25 protein-coding genes are annotated in these 22,168 nt (G+C 61.5%); 16 read left to right on the top strand and 9 right to left on the bottom strand.

The window, feature by feature from the left end:
• Positions 1 to 20: 20 nt before the first annotated feature.
• Positions 21 to 1,658: an EAL domain-containing protein gene (locus tag ACOYW5_RS17470; protein ID WP_423066166.1), complete on the bottom strand. Its 1,638-nt coding sequence runs from the start codon at positions 1,656 to 1,658 to the stop codon at positions 21 to 23.
• 330 nt (positions 1,659 to 1,988) lie between these two features.
• Here ACOYW5_RS17470 and ACOYW5_RS17465 point away from each other — a divergent pair, with 330 nt between their 5' ends.
• From ACOYW5_RS17465 to ACOYW5_RS17450, 4 genes are all read left to right on the top strand, one after another.
• On the top strand, positions 1,989 to 3,290 hold the full coding sequence (locus tag ACOYW5_RS17465) for a diguanylate cyclase (RefSeq protein WP_423066165.1): 1,302 nt from the start codon (positions 1,989 to 1,991) through the stop codon (positions 3,288 to 3,290).
• Between the two features lie 461 nt (positions 3,291 to 3,751).
• Positions 3,752 to 3,922 carry a ribbon-helix-helix protein, CopG family gene (locus ACOYW5_RS17460; protein ID WP_423066164.1) on the top strand — a complete coding sequence of 57 codons (171 nt, stop codon included), beginning with the start codon at positions 3,752 to 3,754 and terminating at the stop codon, positions 3,920 to 3,922.
• Positions 3,923 to 3,931: 9 nt separating this feature from the next.
• Positions 3,932 to 5,761, top strand: coding sequence for a hypothetical protein (locus ACOYW5_RS17455; protein ID WP_423066163.1), 1,830 nt, complete (start codon positions 3,932 to 3,934; stop codon positions 5,759 to 5,761).
• A gap of 33 nt (positions 5,762 to 5,794) precedes the next feature.
• Positions 5,795 to 7,534: a hypothetical protein gene (locus ACOYW5_RS17450; protein ID WP_423066162.1), complete on the top strand. Its 1,740-nt coding sequence runs from the start codon at positions 5,795 to 5,797 to the stop codon at positions 7,532 to 7,534.
• On the opposite strand, the gene ACOYW5_RS17445 is transcribed toward ACOYW5_RS17450, so the two are convergent.
• Positions 7,531 to 7,788 (bottom strand): hypothetical protein, encoded by a 258-nt coding sequence (locus ACOYW5_RS17445; protein WP_423066161.1) that lies wholly within the window; start codon positions 7,786 to 7,788, stop codon positions 7,531 to 7,533. The genes ACOYW5_RS17450 and ACOYW5_RS17445 overlap by 4 nt on opposite strands.
• Positions 7,789 to 7,845: 57 nt before the next feature.
• On the opposite strand from ACOYW5_RS17445, the gene ACOYW5_RS17440 reads away from it, so the two are divergent.
• The 7 genes from ACOYW5_RS17440 (at position 7,846) to ACOYW5_RS17410 (ending at position 12,496) form a co-directional block, all read left to right on the top strand.
• Positions 7,846 to 8,859 (top strand): hypothetical protein, encoded by a 1,014-nt coding sequence (locus ACOYW5_RS17440; RefSeq protein WP_423066160.1) that lies wholly within the window; start codon positions 7,846 to 7,848, stop codon positions 8,857 to 8,859.
• 10 nt (positions 8,860 to 8,869) lie between these two features.
• A complete protein-coding gene (locus ACOYW5_RS17435; RefSeq protein ID WP_423066159.1) occupies positions 8,870 to 9,211 on the top strand; it encodes a hypothetical protein in 342 nt (113 codons plus the stop codon).
• Entirely contained in the window at positions 9,211 to 9,516 is a 306-nt protein-coding gene (locus ACOYW5_RS17430; protein WP_423066158.1) for a hypothetical protein, read from the top strand. The genes ACOYW5_RS17435 and ACOYW5_RS17430 overlap by 1 nt, the downstream gene beginning before the upstream one ends.
• On the top strand, positions 9,513 to 9,833 hold the full coding sequence (locus ACOYW5_RS17425; protein ID WP_423066157.1) for a hypothetical protein: 321 nt from the start codon (positions 9,513 to 9,515) through the stop codon (positions 9,831 to 9,833). The genes ACOYW5_RS17430 and ACOYW5_RS17425 overlap by 4 nt, the downstream gene beginning before the upstream one ends.
• 88 nt (positions 9,834 to 9,921) lie before the next feature.
• Positions 9,922 to 10,557 carry a DUF4365 domain-containing protein gene (locus ACOYW5_RS17420; RefSeq protein ID WP_423066156.1) on the top strand — a complete coding sequence of 212 codons (636 nt, stop codon included), beginning with the start codon at positions 9,922 to 9,924 and terminating at the stop codon, positions 10,555 to 10,557.
• Positions 10,550 to 11,671, top strand: a complete 1,122-nt coding sequence (locus ACOYW5_RS17415; protein WP_423066155.1) for a hypothetical protein — start codon at positions 10,550 to 10,552, stop codon at positions 11,669 to 11,671. The genes ACOYW5_RS17420 and ACOYW5_RS17415 overlap by 8 nt, the downstream gene beginning before the upstream one ends.
• A gap of 498 nt (positions 11,672 to 12,169) precedes the next feature.
• Positions 12,170 to 12,496 (top strand): hypothetical protein, encoded by a 327-nt coding sequence (locus ACOYW5_RS17410; RefSeq protein WP_423066154.1) that lies wholly within the window; start codon positions 12,170 to 12,172, stop codon positions 12,494 to 12,496.
• Positions 12,497 to 12,566: 70 nt separating this feature from the next.
• Here ACOYW5_RS17410 and ACOYW5_RS17405 read toward each other — a convergent pair whose 3' ends face one another.
• Positions 12,567 to 13,103 (bottom strand): hypothetical protein, encoded by a 537-nt coding sequence (locus tag ACOYW5_RS17405; protein ID WP_423066153.1) that lies wholly within the window; start codon positions 13,101 to 13,103, stop codon positions 12,567 to 12,569.
• Between the two features lie 570 nt (positions 13,104 to 13,673).
• Here ACOYW5_RS17405 and ACOYW5_RS17400 point away from each other — a divergent pair.
• The 4 genes from ACOYW5_RS17400 to ACOYW5_RS17385 all read left to right on the top strand — a co-directional run bounded on the left by ACOYW5_RS17400 (position 13,674) and on the right by ACOYW5_RS17385 (position 15,154).
• Positions 13,674 to 14,054: a hypothetical protein gene (locus ACOYW5_RS17400; protein ID WP_423066152.1), complete on the top strand. Its 381-nt coding sequence runs from the start codon at positions 13,674 to 13,676 to the stop codon at positions 14,052 to 14,054.
• 40 nt (positions 14,055 to 14,094) lie between these two features.
• On the top strand, positions 14,095 to 14,388 hold the full coding sequence (locus ACOYW5_RS17395) for a hypothetical protein (protein WP_423066151.1): 294 nt from the start codon (positions 14,095 to 14,097) through the stop codon (positions 14,386 to 14,388).
• Between the two features lie 71 nt (positions 14,389 to 14,459).
• Complete coding sequence (locus ACOYW5_RS17390) at positions 14,460 to 14,813, top strand: hypothetical protein (RefSeq protein ID WP_423069541.1); 354 nt, start codon at positions 14,460 to 14,462, stop codon at positions 14,811 to 14,813.
• On the top strand, positions 14,810 to 15,154 hold the full coding sequence (locus ACOYW5_RS17385) for a hypothetical protein (protein ID WP_423066150.1): 345 nt from the start codon (positions 14,810 to 14,812) through the stop codon (positions 15,152 to 15,154). The genes ACOYW5_RS17390 and ACOYW5_RS17385 overlap by 4 nt, the downstream gene beginning before the upstream one ends.
• Positions 15,155 to 15,551: 397 nt before the next feature.
• Here ACOYW5_RS17385 and ACOYW5_RS17380 read toward each other — a convergent pair whose 3' ends face one another.
• The 5 genes from ACOYW5_RS17380 to ACOYW5_RS17360 all read right to left on the bottom strand — a co-directional run bounded on the left by ACOYW5_RS17380 (position 15,552) and on the right by ACOYW5_RS17360 (position 20,145).
• A complete protein-coding gene (locus ACOYW5_RS17380; RefSeq protein ID WP_423066149.1) occupies positions 15,552 to 15,977 on the bottom strand; it encodes a hypothetical protein in 426 nt (141 codons plus the stop codon).
• 912 nt (positions 15,978 to 16,889) lie between these two features.
• The gene (locus ACOYW5_RS17375; RefSeq protein ID WP_423066148.1) at positions 16,890 to 17,549 is read right to left on the bottom strand and encodes a DUF6766 family protein; all 660 of its coding nucleotides are present in this window, start codon (positions 17,547 to 17,549) and stop codon (positions 16,890 to 16,892) included.
• A gap of 687 nt (positions 17,550 to 18,236) precedes the next feature.
• Positions 18,237 to 18,410 (bottom strand): hypothetical protein, encoded by a 174-nt coding sequence (locus ACOYW5_RS17370; RefSeq protein WP_423066147.1) that lies wholly within the window; start codon positions 18,408 to 18,410, stop codon positions 18,237 to 18,239.
• Between the two features lie 418 nt (positions 18,411 to 18,828).
• The gene (locus ACOYW5_RS17365) at positions 18,829 to 19,017 is read right to left on the bottom strand and encodes a hypothetical protein (protein WP_423066146.1); all 189 of its coding nucleotides are present in this window, start codon (positions 19,015 to 19,017) and stop codon (positions 18,829 to 18,831) included.
• Positions 19,018 to 19,665: 648 nt separating this feature from the next.
• A complete protein-coding gene (locus ACOYW5_RS17360) occupies positions 19,666 to 20,145 on the bottom strand; it encodes a hypothetical protein (RefSeq protein WP_423066145.1) in 480 nt (159 codons plus the stop codon).
• Positions 20,146 to 20,391: 246 nt separating this feature from the next.
• Between ACOYW5_RS17360 and ACOYW5_RS17355 the strand changes: the two genes are divergently transcribed.
• Positions 20,392 to 20,856, top strand: coding sequence for a hypothetical protein (locus tag ACOYW5_RS17355; protein WP_423066144.1), 465 nt, complete (start codon positions 20,392 to 20,394; stop codon positions 20,854 to 20,856).
• 792 nt (positions 20,857 to 21,648) lie between these two features.
• Here the strand turns inward: ACOYW5_RS17355 and ACOYW5_RS17350 are convergent.
• Positions 21,649 to 22,041 (bottom strand): hypothetical protein, encoded by a 393-nt coding sequence (locus ACOYW5_RS17350; protein WP_423066143.1) that lies wholly within the window; start codon positions 22,039 to 22,041, stop codon positions 21,649 to 21,651.
• Positions 22,042 to 22,168: the final 127 nt, after the last annotated feature.

The raw sequence follows: 22,168 nt of genomic DNA, 5'->3' as shown, positions 1-22,168 counted from the left end.
GGGGCTGTGGCGCAAAGCGTTTAGGCCGCCCGCCCTTTGACTACCGTACCGTCACGTCCTGCCTGTTCGCGTAACAGACTCACGAACTGTACAATAGGCAGCGGCCTGGCAAACAGATACCCCTGCCCGTAAGCGACACCGCGAGCGATCAGGTCAGCGAGTTGCTGACCTGTTTCAATCCCCTCAGCAATCGCCGTTAGACGGTGGTCCTGTGCAATGTCGATAATGTGCTCGAGTACTCCTCTCCCCAGCGTGTCGCGCGTGGAGTTGGCTACAAAAACCCGATCAATTTTGATGTAGTCGATGGCGAGCCGATCGATATAGGCAAGGTTTGAATAGCCGATCCCGAAATCGTCAATTCCGATTGCGAAGCCCTGCTCCCTCAGAGAATTGATGCCAGCGACCTCAGCTTCGAGTTTGACCTCGGCGCGCTCGGTAACCTCCAGGTGGAAGCACTTCGGAGACAGGCCGCGCGACACCACCGCCTGTGCCACCTCGTCGGCAAAATCCGGCGCCGCGAGGTCGCTGGAGGAGATGTTGATGCTCAGGTAGAACTCCTCCAGCCCAATGAAGTGACTACCGAAGTCCTCAATGGACAAGGCAAGCACAGTCCGGGTTAGTTCCCGAATGATGCCGTGTTGTTCCGCGATTGGCACAAATACATCCGGAGAAACCCACTCGCCGTTTGAGCGCCGCCATCGAGCAAGCACCTCTGCGCCGACCCATCTGCCAGTCGCAAGCTCAACAATGGGTTGATACACGACCACCAGCTCGCCGTGTCTCAATCCGTTACGGAGCTGGGACGGCAAAGATTCTCGAGCCGCGGTGAGGCGACGATTAGCAACGACAAAGAGGAGGCTTCCTGCCGCCCCAAGTGGAAGGAAGATGAGGCACATCGTCGCGAATGTGTCGTATAGAGTACCACTTGCAACCGCTGCATAGGCGAAGTGGTCCCATTTCGGCGACCGCTGCCAAGCAACCACCCAGCCATCTTGGATGATGATACCTGCCATTCCGTCCATGGCGGTACTGCGCCAATCAATGGTCAGATCGCCTCGCGCGATGATGGTCTGCCGATTGGATAAAGCGACTAGGCCCTGGGGAGCGCTGGAGTCAGTTCGCTCCAGAGAAAACAGCAGCGAAGGATGAATCAGCGCGGTGTATCCATCGCTGTCGCTCACCAGAAGCAACTTGGTTCGCCTGGCCTCTGCGAGCGTCCGATCGCGTCGAAAGGACGTGTTCGTCGCAGAGATGTAGTCCGGTGGGCCAACATAGGTCGGGACCGAGCCTAGTGACGAACATTGCAGTGCGTCTCGTGAGAGGAAACCTACCCCCTGCAACAGGCTCGAACTCAGATCGACGCTTCGCATGAAATCCACCGAACTAGCAGAGCAGGCCTTCGCGGGCGCATAGACGTGCATTGCCCGGAAAGCGTCCGAAATCTGCGTAGTGATATGGGCGCTGCGATCGAGCGCGAGATCGGCCAACAACGCAGCTCGCTGCTGGATCTCGCGCTCGCTGAGGCCCAGGGCTAGAGCGAGACTTAGCAGCACCGGCAGGGCTAGCAGAAGCAACTCGATCAAAGCTCGGCCCTTGGCAGGTCGGCAGGACAAGACCAGACGCAACGGAGCTTGCACGGCGGTCTTGAGAGCAAACATGTGACCCCTCCTCGGGGGTTCGCTGGAAGTTGGATCTAGGCTGCAAGAGGCTTCCGGCCTTGGATTTGCCTCGCGGTGAGCTCCGCACCCGCTCGAATGAACATCTCAGTAGGCGCTTCCCGCGACCCTGTTGACGCAAAGCTTCGGAGGCGCAACCCCACATCGGGACCAATAGTGAACGGTAGACGGCTAATGGGTCGTGAAGATTGCGCGGAGTGTTACCGCGGCCCCTACGACACGGTGGGCTTTCTGAGGCCTGCCTGAGCACTCGACCTACTTTGGGAACTAAACGTCACGCGCGATTAACTCTCGCTATGTCATCGTACCGTCATGCGCGAGGCGATCGGCAGGGGGGAAGACGCCGGAACGTTCCTGTTTGGCAGGAACGGCGTAATGTTGCGCAACATCATCGACGGAGCCGCAATCGGCATGGCCGTTTCCGCAATGGACGGGCATATCCTGTACACGAACCGCGCGTTCGCCCGCGACTTCTCGGTGACGAACCGGGACGGCGAGATGAACCTGCACCGCATCTTCGCCCCCGACGACCGCGAAGGCCAGCAAGCCCTTGCTAATGTGTTGGCAGGTCGGTCGAGCACCCATGAGGGCGAATATCGCTGCCGGGATGCCAGAGGGCAGAGCATCTGGGCAATGGTGGCACTTTCGGTGCTTGAGTCAGATGTTACTGGTCAGCCGGTCTATATCATCGCGCAAGTCAACAGCATTGACCGGCGCAAGGCCGCCGAGGCGTCGCTTGCCGAGAGTGAGAGCCGCTGGCATTTCGCGCTCGAGGCCGCGCGGCAGGGCGTGTGGGACCACGATGGTCGGACCGGCCACATGTTCTACTCGCCAATGTGGCGCATCATGCGCGGCATTCCACTCGATGAGCCGATCGACGACCGGCAGGAAGCCTGGATCGAGCGCATCCACCCCGACGATCGTGAGCGGATACGCTCGACCGTCTCGCGGCAGAACCTTGGCGACGATGGCTACGACATTCTCGAGTATCGCGAGCGTCATCGCGATGGGGGCTACATTTGGATTTTGAGCCGGGGCAAGCCGGTTGCCTGGGATTCGGAAGGCAGGGTGCTGCGCACCATCGGCACCGATACCGACATCACGCACCTCAAGGAGATCGAGGCGCGACTTGAGCACGCGGCGACGCACGACCCACTGACGGGGTTGGCCAACCGCGCTTCGTTCGGTAGTGCCGTGGTGGCGGCGGCTGGGGCCCTGCCAAGTTGCCTCATGTTCATCGACCTCGACCAGTTCAAGCCGATCAACGACGCGCTCGGACATGCAGCCGGCGACTCGGTTCTGGTTGCCGTGGGAGAACGGATCAAATCGGTGGTTCGCAGCGCCGATTTCACCGCACGGATCGGCGGTGACGAGTTCGTCGTGTTGCTGCGCGACTGCGCATTGGAGAACGCTCTCGGACTAGCTGAGGAAGTATCCGCTGCGATCGCCTCCATCGAAATTGCACCGATGAGGAAGCCACACAAACTGGGGGCGAGCATTGGTCTAGTTCAGCTGACCGCTGGCGCAACCGCTGACGCTGTTCTCGCCCAGGCGGACGCAGCCTGTTACGCCGCCAAGAAGGCGGGTCGCGGTCAAATCGTGATCGCTGCCTGAATCGGTACCGCCAGGTTGGCATCAGCATAGCCAGACGGTCGCTTCAACGAATGGTTGAAATCCGTCGACCGCAAATTGAACCTGCCTAAATCATTTCACCGGGGGCGTTTTCGCCCCTGACACCGGGGGCGTTTTCGCCCCTGACTGAGCAGGTTTTCGGGGGCGTTTTCGCCCCTACTGCATTGGGGGCGTTTTCGCCCCTACTATCTATATCTCGGGAGAAAGGGGCACCGCGAACGGCAGCCCGCTTCCGCAGTGGCGCCCACAACGCAGGCAAGGAAGCGGGCGGGCAGCCGGCGACGTGGCCGAGGTTTGCTCTCTCTGCCTTGGTCACACGGGCACACGCAGACACATCCAGGAACATTATCAAATAATATCAAGGACTTAAGCGGATTTTTGCTGGTCAAAACGGCGGTTCTGGCCTACCTTCGGCCAACACTAGTCGTTGGAAAGCGCGATCCATGAAAACCAAGCTGCCGACCCGGCCCAAGGTCGATGAAGTGATCAAAGTGGTGTGCTCCGCCGAGGAGAAGCGCGAGGTGTTTGGCATGGCAGCCGCACGCCGGACTTCCGTCTCTGAATTCGTCCGCCGCGCCATCCGCCAGGCGTCCGACTCGCCCGAAGCGGCGTAGGGGGCGACGATGGTTCGGAACACCAGCTGGACAGTGCCGGAAGTCCGGGACCCTCTCGGGGATGCGCTCATTGCGTTTGATACTGCGCGTGCAGGCGCTCGCGGTGAGCGCTACGAGAACGAGGCCAGGGACACGCTGGCGAAGTACGTCGAGAGCCTTTACGGCACCGATCCCGCTGTTCGTGCCGGCGCGGCGACGAACCCCGGCCAGGGCGAAATCCGCCCCACCTCGCCCGGTGGCCGAACGGGTGTGCCCAGCAGTCTCGACCAACTGATCAGCGGCTCGCACGATGCCGCCGAACTCGCCCGTGACCCTCGCACGTCCGCTGCACTTGAGGCACGATACGGGCAGCAGCCAAGGGCACCAAAGCGGGTCGCCAGCGCTGATCCGAACGACCCGGCGATGTCGTACTATATCGCCTCGACCCGAGCGGCAGAGAGCGGCGGCGATCCAAACGCCCGCAACCCCAACTCGAGCGCAGAGGGTCCGTACCAATTCCTCGACGACACATGGTCCGGGCTCATGCACCAGTACCCCGACCTTGGGCTTACCCCCGATGGCCGCACCGATCCCGCGCAGTCCGAGAAGGCGATGCGCGCTTTCACCAATGACAACATCAGGGCGCTTCGCAGTGCGGGGATCCCCGTCAATCCGACATCTCTCTACTCCGCGCACTTCCTTGGCGCCGGCGGAGCGTCGAAGGTGCTAAGCGCCCCTTCCAATGCGCCGATGACGGCGCTGGTATCGCCCGAGGTAATCGAAGCCAATCCCCAGCTAGTCGACATGACGCAGGGCGATTTCGTGCAATGGGCATCGACAAAGGGTGGCGGAGCTACTGGGGGCTATCGAGCGCCGCGTGCGGGTACCGATGGCTCGTTCGCCGGCCCAGTGCGCCAAGTGCCGCTACCCCCGAAAGAAGTCCTCATGGCGCTGGTGCAGAACCCGGCGACCCGTGAGTTCGGCGCCTCGCTGATCCAGCAGGCACAGAAGGGCAGCACCACTACCGACCAGTTCCAGACGTTCTCCTCGCCCGATGGCACCCTCGCGCAGGTGAACATGTCGACGGGCGAGGTGAAGTTGCTCCGGGACGGCGCCAAAACGGACAGCTGGCGCACCGTTACCGATCCCAACGAACGCGCGCAAATGGGCATCCCGGCCGATGACAAGGGCGTCTATCAGGTCGACCAGACGGGCCAGGTGAAAGCTGTTGGCGGGGGCGGCGTGAACGTCAGCATCGGCGGCGAAAAAGCTTACGACCAGAAGTTGAACCAGAACCTGGCCGAAACCTTCATCGCGACGCAAGACGGCAGCAACAACGCACTTCGCACGATCACCACGCTCGACGCCATGACGGCGGCTCTCGACGACCCGAAGTTCTATTCGGGCTTCGGCTCCGAACCCGCTCTAGCTGTGAAACGGCTCGTAGCTACCATGGGCCTCGATCCAGCCGCGGCGACCTCTATGGAGCAGTTCAACGCGCTCGCGAAACAATCCGCCCTTGACCTCATGGGTGGATCGCTGGGTGCTGGTTTCTCGAACGCCGATCGGTCGTTCGTCGTCGAGCAGACGGCCGACCTCAGCGCCACCGAAGAAGGCAACCGTGCCCTCATCGCCATGCAGCGCAAGCTGGCACAGCGGCAAATCGAAATCGGCAAAGTCGCGGCGCAATACGCTGCGCAGCACGACGGTCGCCTCGACAGCAATTGGGCTAGCTACCTCGCCGACTGGGCAGAAGCCAATCCGCTGTTCCCGCAGCAGCTAAATGTAGGGCGTGGCGCAGGTGCTGCCCCGGCAACTGGCGGTGGCGGCACGCTGCCCGACCCCATGGGCATTCGGTGAGGTGACGAGATGGCCGGCTTACCGTTCAACCCAATGCAGGAACCGCCACGGGTGCCGGAAAAGCCCGCCCCGATAGCATTCGACCCAGCCGGCCTTCAGAAGCTGCAGCAGATGAAAGCGGAGGCGCCCAATTCGGCAGGCATGACCGATGCGCAGTTCGCGCTCGCCATGCATCAGAACCACTACAGCGACATGCCGCTGGTCGATTACCTCAACAAGGTAGGTCTGGACCGCCGCGACCTCATCGACGAGACGATGGGCTCGCCGTACTACGACTATGCCATCGGCGCCCTGGAAGCCCCCGGCGTTGGCGAGACGCCCGAACAGGCTGCGGCCCGCTACGGCGGCAAGCTTACAAAGTCGGAACCCAGCTTCATTGAGAACATCGCGCGTGCCTTCGGCCAGGGCGGCATGTTCGGCTGGGGCGATGAGGTTGTTGCGGGTGGAGCTGCCGCGCTTGATCCCCTCGTCCATGGTGATCGGGGCAAGGACTTCCGCCAACGCTATGACGCCTATCTCGCCCGCGAACGTGGCGATATCGACGACTTCCGCAAAGAGAACCCTGTTGCCGCGTATGGGGCAGAGATTGCCGGCGCGATCCCCACCAGTGTGGCGGCTGGCGGAACGCTTGCAGGACAGGGCGCAAACACCCTGCAGCGCGTCGGTGCCAACCTTGCCGTCAATGCCGGCCAAGGAGGCATCTACGGCGCAGGTGCAGCAGAAGGTGACCTCGGTGATCGGGCAGTAGGAGCGGCCACGGGCGCCGCGATGGGCGCCGGAACGGGCCTCGTGCTCGATGGGGTGGCCGGCGCAGTTAATGCCGCCTTCAAGCAGGGCGCCAAGGCGCGCGCCGTGACTGAGGCTATCGACACGGCCCCGGCCGCCGATGCCCTCAAGGCCAACTCGCAAGCCGCTTACAAGGCCGCTGAGACTGCCGGCGTGACGTTGAAGCCAACGGCCACTGCGATCCTAAAGCACGACCTCGGCAGCTTCCTCACAGACGAAGGGCTTATGGTTGGCGGCAAGATGGTCGGGGACTTCGGTCGCGTTCGCAAAGCGATGGTGCACCTCGACAAGCTCGCCGGCGAGCCAATGACTATCAAGGCATTTCAGCGGCTCGAGGAGAGCTTCCAGAACGCCGCTCGCAGCACCAAGCCGGGCGAGGCGCGCGTTGGCGGCATTATGCTCAAGCAGCTTGACGATTACATGGACAGCCTGCCGCAGGGCGCCTTCGAGGGCTCCGGCAACGGCGTCGAGGCGGCTTCGAAGTGGAAGGTCGGCAAGGATCAGTGGGCCGTCCACAAGCGCACCAAGGCCCTAGAGGATGCAATCTACTCGGCCCGGCTCTCCGGCAATTTCACCGAGGGCCTCAAGGGCGAGTTCCGCAGGATGCTGCTCAACGACAAGCAGCGCGGCCGACTTCTTCCTGAGGACATCGCCGAGATGGAGAAGTTTGTCGAAGGCGGGCCCATCGGCAACGTGATGAAGTACTTGGCCAATGGCGGTGGCATGGGCCAGACCATCTTCGCCGGCATGGCAGGCGGTCCGGTCGGCGCTGGTGCAGCGCTACTGGGTCCACCGGCCATTCGTGCGGGTCTGGATCGCAGCGCACGGCGGACTGCCGATACCGTTAGAGCCAGCACCGCCCTAGGGCAGAGGCCAGCAGCCGCACCCGTCAACGGGGTGAACCTGCAACCACTGGCGCCGGGCGCCGCAAACGCGAACGACGATCCCCGCAAGTATCTCGAAATTCTCGTCACCGGGGGGCGCTAGGTGCGGTCGCGACGGAAAAACATGGCCGGGAACCTACCAACGAAGGCCACTCCCGCAAGGAAAGCGAAAGGCGCGGTCAGTAAGGCGAACATGGGATTGCCGGTGATGTACGCCATCACGACGCAGAGTAGCGTCATTCCTCCGAAGAGCACCATCAACAGCCAGAGGGTACGGGGCTTGTCGAGCGGGCCTTTCGGCACTTCCACCCAATCACCGCGCTCGCGCCTCAACTCAATTTCGGGACGCTTCACCATGGCGGGGAAGATGCTCCCGATCCTCCCCAGCTTCAAGACGCTCAAAGGAGACGCATCATGGCGGTGATGTGGAATGGCTCACTCATCCCGTGGATCGACGAGAGTGGGGATCCGATGGTCGGTGCATTGGTCGAGTTTTTCAACGCGCTGACCTCGACGCCGCAGACGGTCTATACCGACTACTCGCTCAGCACTGCCGCCGGTGTCTCGGCCCGCACTGCAAACGCCCGCGGCCAATTCGGCCCGCTGTACCTCAACTCCAATCCGGGGGCCTTTCGATCCAGGTTGACCGATGGAAACGGCGCGGTGGTCTGGGACATCGACGCCATCGACGTGCCCCAGGCAGCAACATACGTCCCACCGGATGCCGGCGATACGGCGCCGGAGCTCCTGGTCAAAACCGGCATGCGCATTGGCTACTACGGTACGGATGCACCGGCCGGCTGGGTACGGGCAGGTGGGCGCACCATCGGTTCTGCAACCTCTGGAGCCACCGAGCGCGCCAATGCCGACTGTGAAGACTTGTTTGTTCACCTCTGGACCGTCGACAGCACGCTAAGCGTCTCGGGTGGACGCGGGGGTACTGCGGCAGGGGACTGGGGTGCGAACAAAGCCCTTACTCTGCCAGACTACCGCGAGCGGATCCCAGCCGGCATGGCCACAATGGGCAACTCCGATGCAGGACGCATCGCCGACAGTCTCGTCGATGGTGGCGAGACCTCGTCCATCCTGGGCGCGACGGCCGGGGTCGATGATGTGGCCCTGACGACTGCACAGCTACCCGCACACGACCACGCCGCCGGCACACTGCTCATGCCCAACCATGGCCATCCGACCCGTGTGGACAACGGCAACGATGACACTAACGACCCGCTCGGCGGAATGATGCTGCGATCATCAAGTGTTGCTAACTACGCCGCTTTCACGGGCACCCCGACCAATACGCCGGGGCAGCAGGTTGGCGGCTCGGGCACTGCAGCAATAACCGGCACGTCCGCCTCAACGGGCTCAGGTTCGGCGCACAACAACATGCAGCCGACCATCTTCGAGCTCGTGATCATAAAGCTCTAGTGGGATCGCGATGCTCAACACTGCCCCGGCCATTCTCTACGACCCGCCCAACTCTGAACTCTCAACCATGGTTCAGGAAGCGATGCTGACCATCGGCGTTTTGCTCGCGCGCTACCCTGTCGCCGTGCAGACAATCGACGGCAACTTCCAGTGGATAGCAGCCCTCCACAAATGGCGGGAAGACCTCTGGCTGGTCGCCGGCTACCTCGCCGCTGCAGGGTTCGATCCGCCGTGGGATCTGGAGTTGGAGGATCAGCCGACCGTCTTCATCGTCACCTGGCGCGCTCTGCTCGCAAAGGTATGGCCGGCAATCGACCCAATGCGGCCCGACCGACTCCACAGGGTGCAGTGATGTCGGAACAGCCCAAGCGCATAGGCGAAGGCAAAGCCGGACCGGGTCGTCCCAAAGGCAGCCCAAACAAGGTTACAGCGGTGCTGAAGGACGCCATCCTCCAGGCGGCGACAGAGGCCGGCGATGGCGACTTGGTGGCCTATCTAAAGCGTCAGGCGGGCGAGAACCCCGTAGCCTTCATGACCTTGCTGGGCAAGGTGCTGCCGCTTCAGGTCGAGGGCACACATCTCGTCACCTACGAAGTGTCAGACGAGCCGCTGACAGAAGATCAGTGGGCGGCTACCTACGCAGGAGAGATGCATTGAGCGACGGCATCGGTAGTGGCCGTGCTGGCCCCGGCCGTCCCGCGGGGTCGGTCAACAAGGTCACGGGCGCACTCAAGGAGGCGATCCTACTCGCTGCCCAGTCGGTCGGTGAGGATGGCGAAGGCAAAGACGGGCTCGAGGGATACCTGCGCGATATTGCCAGGAACGAGAAGCGCTCGTTCGTTGCACTGCTTGGACGCGTCTTGCCTATGCAGGTTGAGGCGTCTGTCGAGCGTTCCAAGGTGACCAAGGAACAGAGAGATGCGGCGCTTGCTGCCGCAATGCGCGCATATGAGGCCGATGGTCAGGACCGATAAACAAACGCTGGAAAACGGATCTGCGGTCAGAGGGGGTTAAAATGCGAACGCGTCGGTGGGGCGGGGACTTAGCGGGACCGGAGACATGATGGAGCGGCTGCAGAGGCTCGAAGAGCAGGTATCGGCTGCTCGCCTATTGACTTCCGGTCGATGGCTCGCGCCTCCTGCACCTTCCTGCATTTGGGGGATGGCAGGCGTGCTCACCGAGCCGCACATCAAGGAAGACTTGTCCATTGCCTACGTGGCGGCCGTTTCGGCCCGAGCTGGGGTGAGCGCGAGCTTTGGGAGACCCCACGACTACGGGGTCGATGGTTCCTTTTATCCAATTGCCCAATGGGGCTCGAGCCGCATCGAGAACGGATTCCAGGTCGATTTTCAACTCAAGGCTTCAATCAGATGGGCCTTAGACGACGACCACGTTGTCTATGATCTTGAAGCGCGAGCCTATAACAGCATGGCAATTCGCGACCCCAGCGCCGTCCCGTTGGTGGTCATCGTGATGTGCTTGCCCCTGCAAGATCGGCTTTGGCTTAGGCAGAATGAGCGAGCGCTGCTGCTAAAGAACTGTTGCTACTGGTATTGGTTGCCCCACGGTCCACCCACCGACAACGCCTCAACCCGCCGCATCCGAATACCCAGAGCGAACGCCCTTACGAGCAGTAACCTGTTGGAACTCCTCGAAAGAGCCAAGGCATACAACAAGGGGGCGCGGGACCATGTCTGATGCTCCAAAAGTGAATCTACCACAGCTCGGCTTGATGCGCCGATTTCTGCGCGCCAACGGATGGAGTTCCCAGTCGCTGAGAAATGGCGCGCTCGAGCTCTTCACCCTTCCTGGCGAAGGAGCTACCGCGTTGGAAATCGTCCTTCCGGCCAATTCCACCACTGTGGACGCCGACAGGCGCCTGATGCAGGCGCTAAGGACATTGGCCGGGTTGGTCGGACGAGAGATAGAATGGGTGGCGCATGACGTCGCGATGTTCGACTTCGACATTGTGCGCGCGCGACTGCCTGACAACATGGTTCTTCGCGACAGCGTATCGCTGAATGTGGCTGAACGGTTCCTGAGGAATGCTCGGCGGCTACTAGGTTCTGCAGCGGCGGCTGAACTCAAGCGCTCGATCTATGTCGAGGACAATCAAATAGTGGGGGCGGAGTATGTCAACCGCTGCCGTTTTGGGCATACCTTCCGAGGCAGCTTCGGGTTCACAATTGAGTCAGAGGCTGGACCATCGCCGGCAGCGTTGGATGAAGAACCGGGGCCGGTTCCCTTCGAGCGGCGTGTGATCGAGAGGATCGCCAAAGGACTCGCGACCCTCGAAAGAGCGGCTCTGCTCCAGAGCCATGAACCACTGATCGAGATGGCGGCCCAAGGTTTCAACGTGAATATGCTGGACGACTTCACAAGGCTGCTGGGTGACAGCTCCGCAGCAAAGATCACCTTTGACATAACCCTTACGAGCGCCTGGCCGGCGCCGCATGGACTGCAGCTAGTCTCTGAGGTTCCAGGCTCCGTACTCCCCTTGGTGGATGCTGCGGTTAGCTACCTCAAGCCGCCGTCCTTCAGCGACATCGAGACGATTGTCGGCAAGGTGATCCGGCTCGAGACCCGCGAGAACCCCGCAGATCTACTCCACGAAGGAACCCGGGAAATTGTGGTGGAGGGAGAAAGCCAAATGCGAGGACCGACCTTGCTCCGTGTGAAGCTCGTTCCCCACTCTTATCTCGTCGCGGTGGACGCCCATCGAAGCGGCCAAATGATCAAGGTAGTTGGTTTGGTCAAACGCTCGTCGCGCGGCAACCTTATGGCCTCCGCCGAGGAATTCTCGGTCATCTAAAAAGCGGCGGGAACAGCAGCCGTCAGGTCGTCTACCTAGATCGTCGATATCGGCGATTCCGGATCGACGTGCACTCTCTGCTGATGGTGTTGCTATGGGACTTCCCCCTCGAGCGGCTGCGGATGCTCCTGCAGTGCCCCGGTTGCGAGACGAAGTCGATATCGATCACCTGGGATTCAACGCCACCCGAACCGCCTTCCGATCGAAGCATTCGGCAGAGACAATCTGGAGCCGGCGGGTTGCCAGTTATCCGGGGCGGCGCCTAAGTCTGAAGGTCGCTGACGCCGTCTAAAAGGGATTCGACGGAGGGGTCGTCCGCCTCTTATGTCGCTAAGCCTTTGTTTAGCCAGTGCGTCTTGGTGCTATTAGTCTCTGTCCCCACTGATCTCCCCACTGTCAAACGTTACGACCCCTCAGAATGCGCATCTGGCGACGCAGAGTTGCGGGCTATTCGTTGCGGCGCATAAATTCAGCGGTCAAACATCCATGGCCTTTCCAATGTCCTCAATCGACGAGCTTCCGGATCTCTTTACCGCGAGCCAAATCGCTGCGCGTTTCGGTATTTCCGAGCGAAGGCTCAGGGAAGACGCCCGGAAGAGCGGCCACTGCCGCATCATTGGCCGGAAGATGATGTTTGGCGCCGATGACGTGGCAGGATTGACGGAGTTCTGGAAGCCAGTACCCCAAGTGCCGCGGCAACCAACCCAATTGAACGGGGCGAACCCCAGGGGCGATTATGTGCAGTTGCTCGCCGTGCGTCGCATGGATGAGCTCAGCAAGGCAAAGCCAACGAAGCCCGCCGCGCGAGGCCGCGGGAAGGGCTAGCGCTCGGCGGATCGCAACTGCCGCCGATGCATAGCGCCGTTCAATCCGGCAAATCTGGGGGTGCCCGGCCTTAGTGGCCGAGCACCTTGATTGCACAGCTTTCGCCGTCGGCACCCGCGACCACCTCGGCAGTGCGAGCACGGGCTCCGGCCGCCAGTTCTGTCGAGAGCTTCAGAGTACCAACTTCGCCGAGCGCGGCGACCGTCCAGCGGAGTTTGGTCTTGGCCGGCAAGGCAAGGCTGCCGTTATTAGTGATTATGAGAGCGTCGTCGTCCACGAGGCAGGTGAGCTTCAGAAGGCCCGCGGCTAGGGCCTGCTTCATGTCCAGCTTGCCGTTACTGCCGAGCATGATGTCGTTCATGTTCTCATTGTTGAAGAAGACGATCTTGTCATGGAGGTTCTCGTCGACGTCACGAGCCTCGTCGGTATCGATCGCATCCTGGAGGTTGTCACCGGCATCCTGTGCCTGATCGGTGTCGATTGCATCGCCGATCGAGTCGGCGACCGATTCACCTACGGACTCTCGCGCCCCAAAGGCATGGGCGCCGGCTGTGGTGAGGAGGAGGGCGGCGAGGCCGAGCGCGGCAATACGGGTAGTGTTGGTCATCTGCGGTTCTCGAAGGCGGCGAAATTGCCGCTGGGCCGCAACCAACTGGCAGCGGAGGGCGGCGATATCGCTCGCGCCCATTGAACGCGGATTGAGCGTAAGGTTCAGATTCGGTTCAGAGAAAGCCCCAATGCACAGCTCATCTTGTCCGCTGGATTTCGCTCGATGAAGCAGCTGCCCGTGGAAATCACAGGGGCCATCGATCAGCCCACCACATCCTCGTTTCGGGGCCTTGTAAGCCGCACCCCAGCTCCCCCACCGTTCTCGGGAATGAACTGCACGCCGGCCGCCTCGAGCGCGGTTTGCACGGCTGAAATAGTGTCGCCGGCACTGCGCCCAGGTCCCACCTTCTCCATGCGCTTTATCGTGGGCAGCGAGACCCCCGATCGGTCGGCCAACTCCTGCTGCGACCATTCGATGAGTGCCCTACCGGCACGCATCTGCGCTGCTGTGATCATCCCCTGGCTACTCCATGATACCTTTTAGCGATTATGATAGCCAAAAGGTATTGACCATTAGGATCGCTGTTGATACATAAAGGATAACGAAGCCGCTAACAAGGTTCATCCGATGTTCAACCGCTCCGAAATCCTCCGCAAGGCCTGGACCTTCTACCGGACCGCCCGCCCCGCATTCTTCGCCAAGGGCGACGCCGGCACCAAGCGCATGTTCCTCCGCTTCCTGTTCGCCAAGATGCTACGCCGCGCGTGGGAAGAGGCGAAGAAGGCGGCAACCTCTCTCGCTGCTACCGCAGCCGCGTTCGTCGATGCTCAGCGCCGCGTGCAGGCCGCTGCCGTCGCCGCTCTCGACCCGATGGTCCGCTCGGCACGCATCGTCGAGATCCGCTCCGAGCTGCAGGTGCTCGACTACGCCCCGCTAGGCGTCCGGACCTCGCAGCGCCGCCACAACCTGGGCGCCGAACTCTCCCTCCTTCAAACTACCGCTGCCTAGACCTCCAACAGCGGCACTCCCCAAACCCTATGAGGCCAATATGACCAAGTTCTCACGTCGCGCCGTTGTCCAGTCTCTGCTTCCGACGGCCGCACTTCCTGCAGGCGCCATCGCGATGGCCGGGCCTGAGGCTCCGGCTACCGGCGCTGCCACCGCCGCTGGCCTGGACAGCGCGACCCTCGAGTGGTGGCTTCGGTTTTCCGCTCTCAGCTCGCCCGAGCAGCTGCGCTATGCAGCACTTCTGAGGGCGGCGCCAAGCCCGGGCCTCAACGAAATGGCCGATGCGATCGAGCGCTACGTCGCAAGGCGGGAGGCGCCCGCCAAGCAAGCCTGACGAGCAAGCGGCCGGGACAGTTGCGGCACAACCGCCCCGGCCTTTCCACTCCGAAACCTCAGAGGCTAGAAATGGACAAGGTCCAGACTATCAGCCGTCGCGCGGCTATCATAGGCGCGCTCGCTTCCTCCTCCGCCCTCGGGACGGCAGTTGCGGCAACAGCGGACAGCCCCACGTCGACAATTTCGCTGCTCTTTCCCGACTGGCTCGCTCTGCGAAATGAGCGTGATGTACCGGCAGAGGAATGGCCTGCACACTTCGCGCGCTACGTTGAGCTGCAAGAGCGCATCACTGCGGCATCGCCCGCCAATGTTCGTGAGGCTGCCATTCAGCTCGTTGTGGAAACCGACGATGGTGACAGCGACTATCGCGATGAATTCTATGCGCGCCTCCGTGCTCTGGCGATGGGGGAGGCGAGAATATGAGGGCGGCGCTCGCTACCCGGTTTGGGGATCCCCGCAAGGCGGCCGAGGCGCGCCTCGAGCAGTTGCACGACGCCATGTTGTCGATCATCGCCGCTCTCGACACGATGGACGGCGATCCGGACCTCGAGCCGTCCATCTGCGGCGGGATCAATCCGGACCGTTCGGACGTGACGGATGACCGCGAAGGCGGCGACGTGTTGGACGAGGGCGAACCGAATGATTGGGACGGGGAGGACAACGGCGACAACGAGCCGTCCCTGGGTCGCAGTAACCCTGACCCCGGGCCCTTGCCACCCGGATGGTTCTACAGCGCCTTCCACGGCGGTGACGCGGATGTCTAGGAGCGGGGGCTACGGCCCCCATTTCGTCCCTCGCCGCCTACGCCGATGCTTCTACTGCCAAGCGCCGTTGCAGATTCCTGGCGCAACCCCGGCAGGCCGAACCCGTGACCATATCTATCCCCGATCCATTCTTCAGCGCCTTGGGCTCCGACTGCCCCATGAGTGGCATGCTCTCAATGTCGTTCCGTGCTGCCCCGGCTGCAACGACTTGAAGGCCGATATGCATCCCGAGCAGTGGTTCGAGTTCCTGGACGCTGGCGGGCGCGACCGGCTACGACACCGCTTGCAGAAGCTGTCCCATCACGGGTTGAGACAGCCCGCGGTACTTGGCCCGAGCGAGCGTACCAGCACCAGGCGGCGCGCTCGCACCTAGCGCCTTATGCCTTGACGCAAGCGGTCATGCTGCTCTGAGGTTGATCACCCGCATGACAGCGGGCACCGTTCCGTTGTTGGTCGCGCTCTCGCGGGTGCTGCCCTTGGCGCAGCTCCACACGTCGCCGTCCTTGGCAACGAAGTCCATATCGCCCGCCGTGATAGCGAGTTCGCCTTCGGTGACGGTGCAGACCATATCGTCCATCATAACGTCGCCGAGGGGGATGGTCGCCTTCGGCTGGAAGATCACGTCCTCCATGAACACGGTCTTATAAGCTGGAATGTGGGAGTCTCGTGTCCCCAGCGTCACGAGCCGGACGCCGGGGAATAGCTCCTCGCCGTCGGTCGCCGCGTATTTTTGGGCCGCAGCCGCGGTTGGCCATGCAGCGAATGGAGCTGCGACCGCTGTGACGCCAAGAGCAAGGGCCAATCTCCGATTTAGTTCGTTCATCGCATCCTCCTCTATTGTTCGAAGAAATGGCGACCGCCCATTTCGCTCTTCAGCGATCCGGCGTGGAGCTCGACGGGCGACGCCCTTGTTCGACAAAAAGTCTGTCGTCTGAGACTAGTTCGTTCCGCCCTTGCACCCGCCGCCCTTGCCGGGGAAGCCGTGTGGGAGGTCATAATACTTGAACGAATCCGCGGCCGTCTGAACTTGGGACGACGTCTGCCCATCGGAAGAGTCCATGTCGTTCAGACCACTATACGAGCATGCAGAGTTGGAGTGCGTTGGGGCCGCAGTTTCATTTGTGTTGTCGGGCGTGCCCGGTGGCCCTTTCACTTCGCCGGCAACCGCGGCTGCCAGTGGGGCGCCTAAGAGAGTGATAGCAACTACCGATGTTGCGAACATTCGCATGATGGTCATCGTTTCTCCCTTTCCAATTGTGAGCCTGCCAACACGCCATCCTGGCGCACGCCTAGAGCGGAAGCTCTGCCGATGACAGGCGGCCTCCTATGCGGAGCGGTCGCGGCAGGAACTGACGCGACGGTGGAGCGTGGCTATGAAGGGTGGCCTACACAATACGATCAAAGGTCGCCTGGGACGAGCCCGCCAGCGCGCGGTGTTCGCTACTGGACCAAGCAACAACGAGCCAGCGTCAACGATGCAGTCGCGAGGTTTGCCGCCGAGGTGACCGAGCGCCGCTAGAGCAGCGATAATGGTGACGCGGGATCCAACTGAAAGCTTAACGAATGCCTGAGACAAATACAGCGCAGGGCGGAGTCATCCCCAGTGCCGGCGCCGAACAGCGGCGAAATTGGCGCGGCGCTGTCTCGGGGGTCACGCGCTACGTATTCGCAGTAGCCATCATTTTTGCAGCAGTGATTGGTATCGTCGCGTACGCGTGAGTTTCCAACGTGTCGCTCAATTGCCGGTTTGCCGGTGAGACGCGGCCACCGGTTTTGACTCCGGCGAGAAACGGAACCGCAAGAATATCGACAGAACCACAATGACGGCCGTCGACAGGAACTCCGACTGCCAGTTCTGGAACGACTCAAACCAGAGCTGAGCGCTGCCCAGATGCTCGAGCCAGGAAGCTGGAGGCTGACCGTGGAGGGCCGCTTCATCGTTTGACGCAGCCGTGCTCCCCATCCAGTGGAAGATGAACGACACAAGAAAGAGTGTCACCAGCACGATCCCAAGCGAGTACGAATACAGCCATAGCCACAGACCGCCCGCCCGCACGGGCCACGGCGCATTTTTGTTTCGCTTTTTTTTGGCCGGGTCCTCGTCAACCTCCTCCTCAGCCTCCGGGTCTTTGGATTCCGAAGAACCACGCTGAAAGAGGAAGGCCGTCAGGACGACATAAAACGACATCTGCAGAAATTCGCTCTCCCAATTCTCGAACACTGCCGAGATGAAGCTGCCGCTGGCGATGTACGACCAAAGGTCGGTTGCTGGCGATCCATGCTCCGCCAGCGTGGCGTTCTCGAGCTGCAACCCCGCCAGCCCCATCCCCACTAGAGAAAGCGCCGTGAGTACGAGAAGGACGACCGTCAGCCCGTTGTTGCGGAAGAAACTCATGGCGAGACCTTGAATGAACCTACTCGCCACCAACCTCGCCCCAGCGGTGAAGTTCCGTAGCCTTAGCCTGTCCAGAACCGATCCGAGTGCCCTCGTTAAGCCGCCACGCGTAGCCGCCTGTGCACATAGTTCTCGTCGAAGCCTGCGATCTGAACGAGCTTAGCCGGGTCCTTGATGTGGAGGACACCTCGGGCAATCGTCGTGGCGCCGCTTTTACGCAAAAACGTTGAGCACCCTATTGAGGTGAACAGGCGTCATCCCCAGCGAATCCGCTAACATCATCTGGGACAATGGCAAAGCAAGTTCGGGTCCCGACCAGAGATAGGCCGAGGGGTGCGGTCTGGGCTTGTTTCCCCTCGGCCTCCTGTTTTCCCGCGGTGCGGGGCGAGGCGAGGTAACGAAAGGGCAGATCTCGCCTTCGCCACGACGGCTACTTACAAACCTTCCGCGGCAACGTGGGTGTCATCCACGGCATGGGTCAACGCCGTCTAGAGACCGTCGTTGCTGGCGACTTCGGTCGCCATCCACCGGCCGGTACCGTGAGGGCCTGGTCCGCGAGGAGAGGCTTAGGCCGCCGCAAAGCTGGCGACAACCACGACGCCCAAGGTGATCAACGTCACGATAAGCAGCCAGGCCATAACCATCCAGGCAATGCCGGCGTACCGCCGGATCATCGGGGCCTCGCCTTCAAGCCCTCACCTTGTTCTCGAGGGTCGCTATGGTCTCCCCCAGCTGCTGCGATAGGCGCGCAAAGGACTTGTTCAAGTCGTCGGTGAGATCGTGAGCCGGCTGGCCATCCAAAGTGGCCTTGAAGCGCCGGTGAGCAAGACGAACGTCCTCGAGCATCGCGGCCAGCAGCACCTGAGCCTCGTGCCGTTCGGGAGTCCGCTGCCGAGACGACTGGGTGAGGCCCCGAAGCAAGGCCAGTTCACTGTTCCATTGCGCAATCGGACCCAAGTAAGGCCCGATCAACATTCTCGCGGCGCGCTTTGACGCCCCAATAGTTGAAACGCGCAACATGTGCGCTGAAGACGCTTCTGTGTGCATGATCCCGGCCTTCCGCAGGGGGGTGAGGCGGGAGTGTGGGCGTGACGCCGCGCTGCTCTCAGCCGGTCCCGCGCCATTGCAATCGGGACCGATGTTTAGAAGCTTACGCCTCAAATGGATCGTTAACAAAGGGGCTATCGAGTGAGCCTTCGGCTCACTCTACTCACTTCGACTGAAGGATAGCAGCCACAGCGCGTGATGGGTGGGGTTCGGTGCTTTAGCCGAACCCCCGTTAGCGCCAACCGTCCCGCGCGAGTTCTTTCATCTCGATCCATGTGTCGGAAAAGCGATCACGTTGCCATTGTCGCCGCTCGCTGTTGAACAGCGTGTCAAAATCCAGGTGGCGGCTCATGCCCCATCCTTCCATGACTTCCCCGGCGTCCAAAAGATTGAATATCGTCGTTAGTTCTTCCTGTGTCACCGCCCCCCTCGCGCTTGGCGCTAAGCTGATTGGCGTTCGGCCAGGCGTCAAGGGACAAGGCGGCGACGATGCACATATCCCGCCCTCTCGCGCTCACAGGTCGCCTTTGGGCCAGCCATCTTAAGGCACCTGTGGCCTACGAACCGCAAGTCTCCGAGGCGCCGCTTACGCATCTCATGTCGCACTACTGCGGAGTATCGGGTCGCGATGACGTCACGATTGCGGCGCTACACTACTGTGCCCGATGGATAAGGGACGTTGATCGCAGTGGGCGTCGTCGGGAGTTTTTTACGCCCCGTCCTCGCGAACCAGCCCCTCGCGATAGTCCCTGATGGTGTTCCTGTGCGAGGTGGTCTGGAAGGGGGACCGGAGGGAAGGCATCAACTGCCGCAGCTCCAGGTCAGCCATGGCGTTGTCTAGCGCATCGCCGCCGGCATGGCCCAGGACAACTCTCACAAAGGAAAAGGCCACTTCGGGGGAAGTGGCCTTGCAAGCTTGGCGGACTGGCGTTCTTAGGGGCGCCGTACCGATGCCTCTACAATGTTTTGCGCGGTCCTAAGTTCCGTGCGGTCGGCAGCTCTGTAAGATGCTGCCGGTGACGCGCCGCCCCTGCCTAAAGCCCGGATACCGGGGATAAGCCCAGGAACGCTAGAGGGACAGCGATTTTTCCAATCGAGTTATCGTCCAGTCGAAAGACGCCTTGAGCCGTCGTGGATAGCTGATCTCGAACGCGGCAAACTTGTCGCCGGCGGGGTCGAATATGAACTTGGCGTAATAGATCAGTTCTTCTCCGCTTTCAGGGTCGGGCATGTAACCCGATACCACAAACCAGGTTCGACCCGAGGCCTCGTACACCATCGTGCGGTTGGGATCAGCAGTAGCAACTTCGCGTCGGAATTCCGCAATGGAGAGCTCCTGCACGTTGCGCCCGCTGAAAACTTCGAGCTGTGCTGCTCGAGCTTCGTCTGCAAGGCGTAGCCGGCCGACTGATCGACCAACGACTTCGAAACTGCCAGTTGGAAGGTCGATGCCCACCCCAGACCCAGAGTAGTGGGACCATTCTGCCGCTTCGGCGCTGTAGGCACCCAAGAGAAAGATGACGATTGCGAGGAGTGAGCGGCCGAACATGTAGAACCTCCATCGGACCGCGGAACATCGACCTATGGTGGGGTCGCTTAATCCACATTCCAGAACCCCACCATTGGCCAGACGGCTTCTTACGAGCCTTCTGCGGAACGTGGTTTTGTCCACGGCACGGGTCAACGCCATGAGGAAACCGGGGGTTGCAGGCGACTTTAGTCCCTATCGAACCTGCGAAACCAAAGCCGGCCCCTTCCGTTGATTCTTGTTGCGGCGCCCACGGAGTGCTTTCCCATGGTTCGCCTCGCTACCGCTCTTCTCATCATCTGCTGTCTCGGGTCTACGCCCGCAGCCGCCCAGGACACCGCTTCGGTCGACGCTTTCGCGGCTCTGCCGAGTTCTCAGCCGGTGGTCGTTAACTGCATCCGGGTGTCGGAGGACCCCGAAATTGCCGATCCCGAAAACGGAATATGCGTCACCGCGGCGCGCGCGTACGTCAGCGCCGTGCAGGGCCTCGACGCTGTCGCTGTGGATGCCGCCCTGCGGCAGTTGGTGGAAATCCTGGCCGAACTCCCCCGCGGGACGCTGGAAGAGTGCCGGCGATACAGGGATGAAATCGCGCAGGCGATCATCATCCTTAGTGAGTCTTCGTCCACCCGCGAGTTTCGCGGTCAGATACTCCAAATCGCGCAGTCGCTGGTCGAGGACTGTGGGATAACGGTCGGAGCGATCGACGGCGAGATCGTCAGCCCGCAATGACCTTGCTGGGCTACGGCTCACGCAGTTTTCGCGTGAGCTCGGGGCCCCCTTCAATCAGGGTTGTGCGGAAGGTAGGTATGACCCTGTTCTACGTGCTGCTGGCTATGGCCGGCTTCATGTGGGTCTTCGTGATGCCGGTGTTCGGGCTGTTCTACACAATCGAGCTGCTGACTTAGCGAGGCACGCTGGTCCGAAGTGCATGGGCCATTCTCGGCTCTGTTTTCACTTTGATCGGAAAGACCTGTCCACGATCGTGCTGCCAACGACCGGCGGCCCACGTGTCGGGTGAGGTAAGGGAGTGGCGGGGCAAGCGGCGTTTAGGGCCGCCGGACTCTTGCCCCGCCCTGCAGCGTTTGCGGATGCTGCATTGCATCAACCCCTTGGAACCGACTGGGTTGCTGGCGACCGAAGCCCCGATTGGTCCTAAGGGCGGCGGGATTTGAGCGGCTTGCTCGAGGACGGCAGGGCACTGAGGGGATGGTTGTCAACAGAACAGAAAAGCCGACACCAGGGGGCGATTGGTGTCGGCTCTTCGTGTGCATGGGCCGTTCGGACGCGGTGAACTGCGGATTGTGCGTTGCAAAGCGGTCCGACCGTTGTTGTAGCACTATCAAGCTGACGTTCGCCTGACATGGGATTTGGATTAACCCAGGGATTACTCTCACCCACTGGAACCGACTGGTTGTTCTGCTACCCTTGCCGCAGGCACTATGGCCAGCCGCGTGCCGGCACCGTCGACAATATCTATCCAGTAGAAGTGGGGCGAACGAACGCCCCACTCTTTTCGACGGCTCAGGCTCGATCGTCCACGTAAACAGTAAACGATCCGTCGGCCTCGGTGGTCACGGCCACGATGTCGTCGACGGGACAGGTCGTTGGGTCGAGCTTGGCCTTCAGGTCGGCGTTCGCGCTGATAGCCGCTTTTAGGCTCGTAACGCCTGCACTGTTCTTGCTGAGTGCGTTGTCCAGGGCGGTCGCGTCGCCTGACGCGTCACCCTTCAGCGTGGAGATTTTCACGCAGTTGACGGTCGATGTCGCCTTGAAGGTCGTCAAGTCGGCCATCTTGTTGGCGTTGAGGCTCGAGATGAGCGAGCCATAGTTAGCCATGGCGCCAGCCTGACCGTAGGCAACCATCGGTGTGGCTCCTAGAGCGGTGGCGACCACTAGTGCTGCAAGCAGTTTCATTGCGGTTTCTCCTCTCTTGGCCCTCGACCCGAAAACTTCCCTTTCCAGTCCTGGTTCCCACTTAAGTGCTTGCTAAGTACAAAATGGAGGACGAGGCGCATCACCTTGCTGATGCGCCGTAGGCACC

Source organism: Devosia sp. CN2-171 (genome assembly GCF_049354815.1).
Classification (GTDB): Bacteria; Pseudomonadota; Alphaproteobacteria; order Rhizobiales; family Devosiaceae; genus Devosia_A.
Note: the sequence above shows the minus strand (reverse complement) of the source record. Positions and strands in the feature narration are given on the sequence as shown.

Excerpts from the sequence above, each read along its gene's own strand:
- ACOYW5_RS17470 (WP_423066166.1), bottom strand. The coding sequence starts at position 1,658 with ATGTTTGCTCTCAAGACCGCCGTGCAAGCTCCGTTGCGTCTGGTCTTG.
- ACOYW5_RS17465 (WP_423066165.1), top strand. The coding sequence starts at position 1,989 with ATGCGCGAGGCGATCGGCAGGGGGGAAGACGCCGGAACGTTCCTGTTT.
- ACOYW5_RS17460 (WP_423066164.1), top strand. The coding sequence starts at position 3,752 with ATGAAAACCAAGCTGCCGACCCGGCCCAAGGTCGATGAAGTGATCAAA.
- ACOYW5_RS17455 (WP_423066163.1), top strand. The coding sequence starts at position 3,932 with ATGGTTCGGAACACCAGCTGGACAGTGCCGGAAGTCCGGGACCCTCTC.
- ACOYW5_RS17450 (WP_423066162.1), top strand. The coding sequence starts at position 5,795 with ATGCAGGAACCGCCACGGGTGCCGGAAAAGCCCGCCCCGATAGCATTC.
- ACOYW5_RS17445 (WP_423066161.1), bottom strand. The coding sequence starts at position 7,788 with ATGGTGAAGCGTCCCGAAATTGAGTTGAGGCGCGAGCGCGGTGATTGG.
- ACOYW5_RS17440 (WP_423066160.1), top strand. The coding sequence starts at position 7,846 with ATGGCGGTGATGTGGAATGGCTCACTCATCCCGTGGATCGACGAGAGT.
- ACOYW5_RS17435 (WP_423066159.1), top strand. The coding sequence starts at position 8,870 with ATGCTCAACACTGCCCCGGCCATTCTCTACGACCCGCCCAACTCTGAA.
- ACOYW5_RS17430 (WP_423066158.1), top strand. The coding sequence starts at position 9,211 with ATGTCGGAACAGCCCAAGCGCATAGGCGAAGGCAAAGCCGGACCGGGT.
- ACOYW5_RS17420 (WP_423066156.1), top strand. The coding sequence starts at position 9,922 with ATGGAGCGGCTGCAGAGGCTCGAAGAGCAGGTATCGGCTGCTCGCCTA.
- ACOYW5_RS17415 (WP_423066155.1), top strand. The coding sequence starts at position 10,550 with ATGTCTGATGCTCCAAAAGTGAATCTACCACAGCTCGGCTTGATGCGC.
- ACOYW5_RS17410 (WP_423066154.1), top strand. The coding sequence starts at position 12,170 with ATGTCCTCAATCGACGAGCTTCCGGATCTCTTTACCGCGAGCCAAATC.
- ACOYW5_RS17405 (WP_423066153.1), bottom strand. The coding sequence starts at position 13,103 with ATGACCAACACTACCCGTATTGCCGCGCTCGGCCTCGCCGCCCTCCTC.
- ACOYW5_RS17400 (WP_423066152.1), top strand. The coding sequence starts at position 13,674 with ATGTTCAACCGCTCCGAAATCCTCCGCAAGGCCTGGACCTTCTACCGG.
- ACOYW5_RS17395 (WP_423066151.1), top strand. The coding sequence starts at position 14,095 with ATGACCAAGTTCTCACGTCGCGCCGTTGTCCAGTCTCTGCTTCCGACG.
- ACOYW5_RS17390 (WP_423069541.1), top strand. The coding sequence starts at position 14,460 with ATGGACAAGGTCCAGACTATCAGCCGTCGCGCGGCTATCATAGGCGCG.
- ACOYW5_RS17385 (WP_423066150.1), top strand. The coding sequence starts at position 14,810 with ATGAGGGCGGCGCTCGCTACCCGGTTTGGGGATCCCCGCAAGGCGGCC.
- ACOYW5_RS17380 (WP_423066149.1), bottom strand. The coding sequence starts at position 15,977 with ATGAACGAACTAAATCGGAGATTGGCCCTTGCTCTTGGCGTCACAGCG.
- ACOYW5_RS17375 (WP_423066148.1), bottom strand. The coding sequence starts at position 17,549 with ATGAGTTTCTTCCGCAACAACGGGCTGACGGTCGTCCTTCTCGTACTC.
- ACOYW5_RS17360 (WP_423066145.1), bottom strand. The coding sequence starts at position 20,145 with ATGTTCGGCCGCTCACTCCTCGCAATCGTCATCTTTCTCTTGGGTGCC.
- ACOYW5_RS17355 (WP_423066144.1), top strand. The coding sequence starts at position 20,392 with ATGGTTCGCCTCGCTACCGCTCTTCTCATCATCTGCTGTCTCGGGTCT.
- ACOYW5_RS17350 (WP_423066143.1), bottom strand. The coding sequence starts at position 22,041 with ATGAAACTGCTTGCAGCACTAGTGGTCGCCACCGCTCTAGGAGCCACA.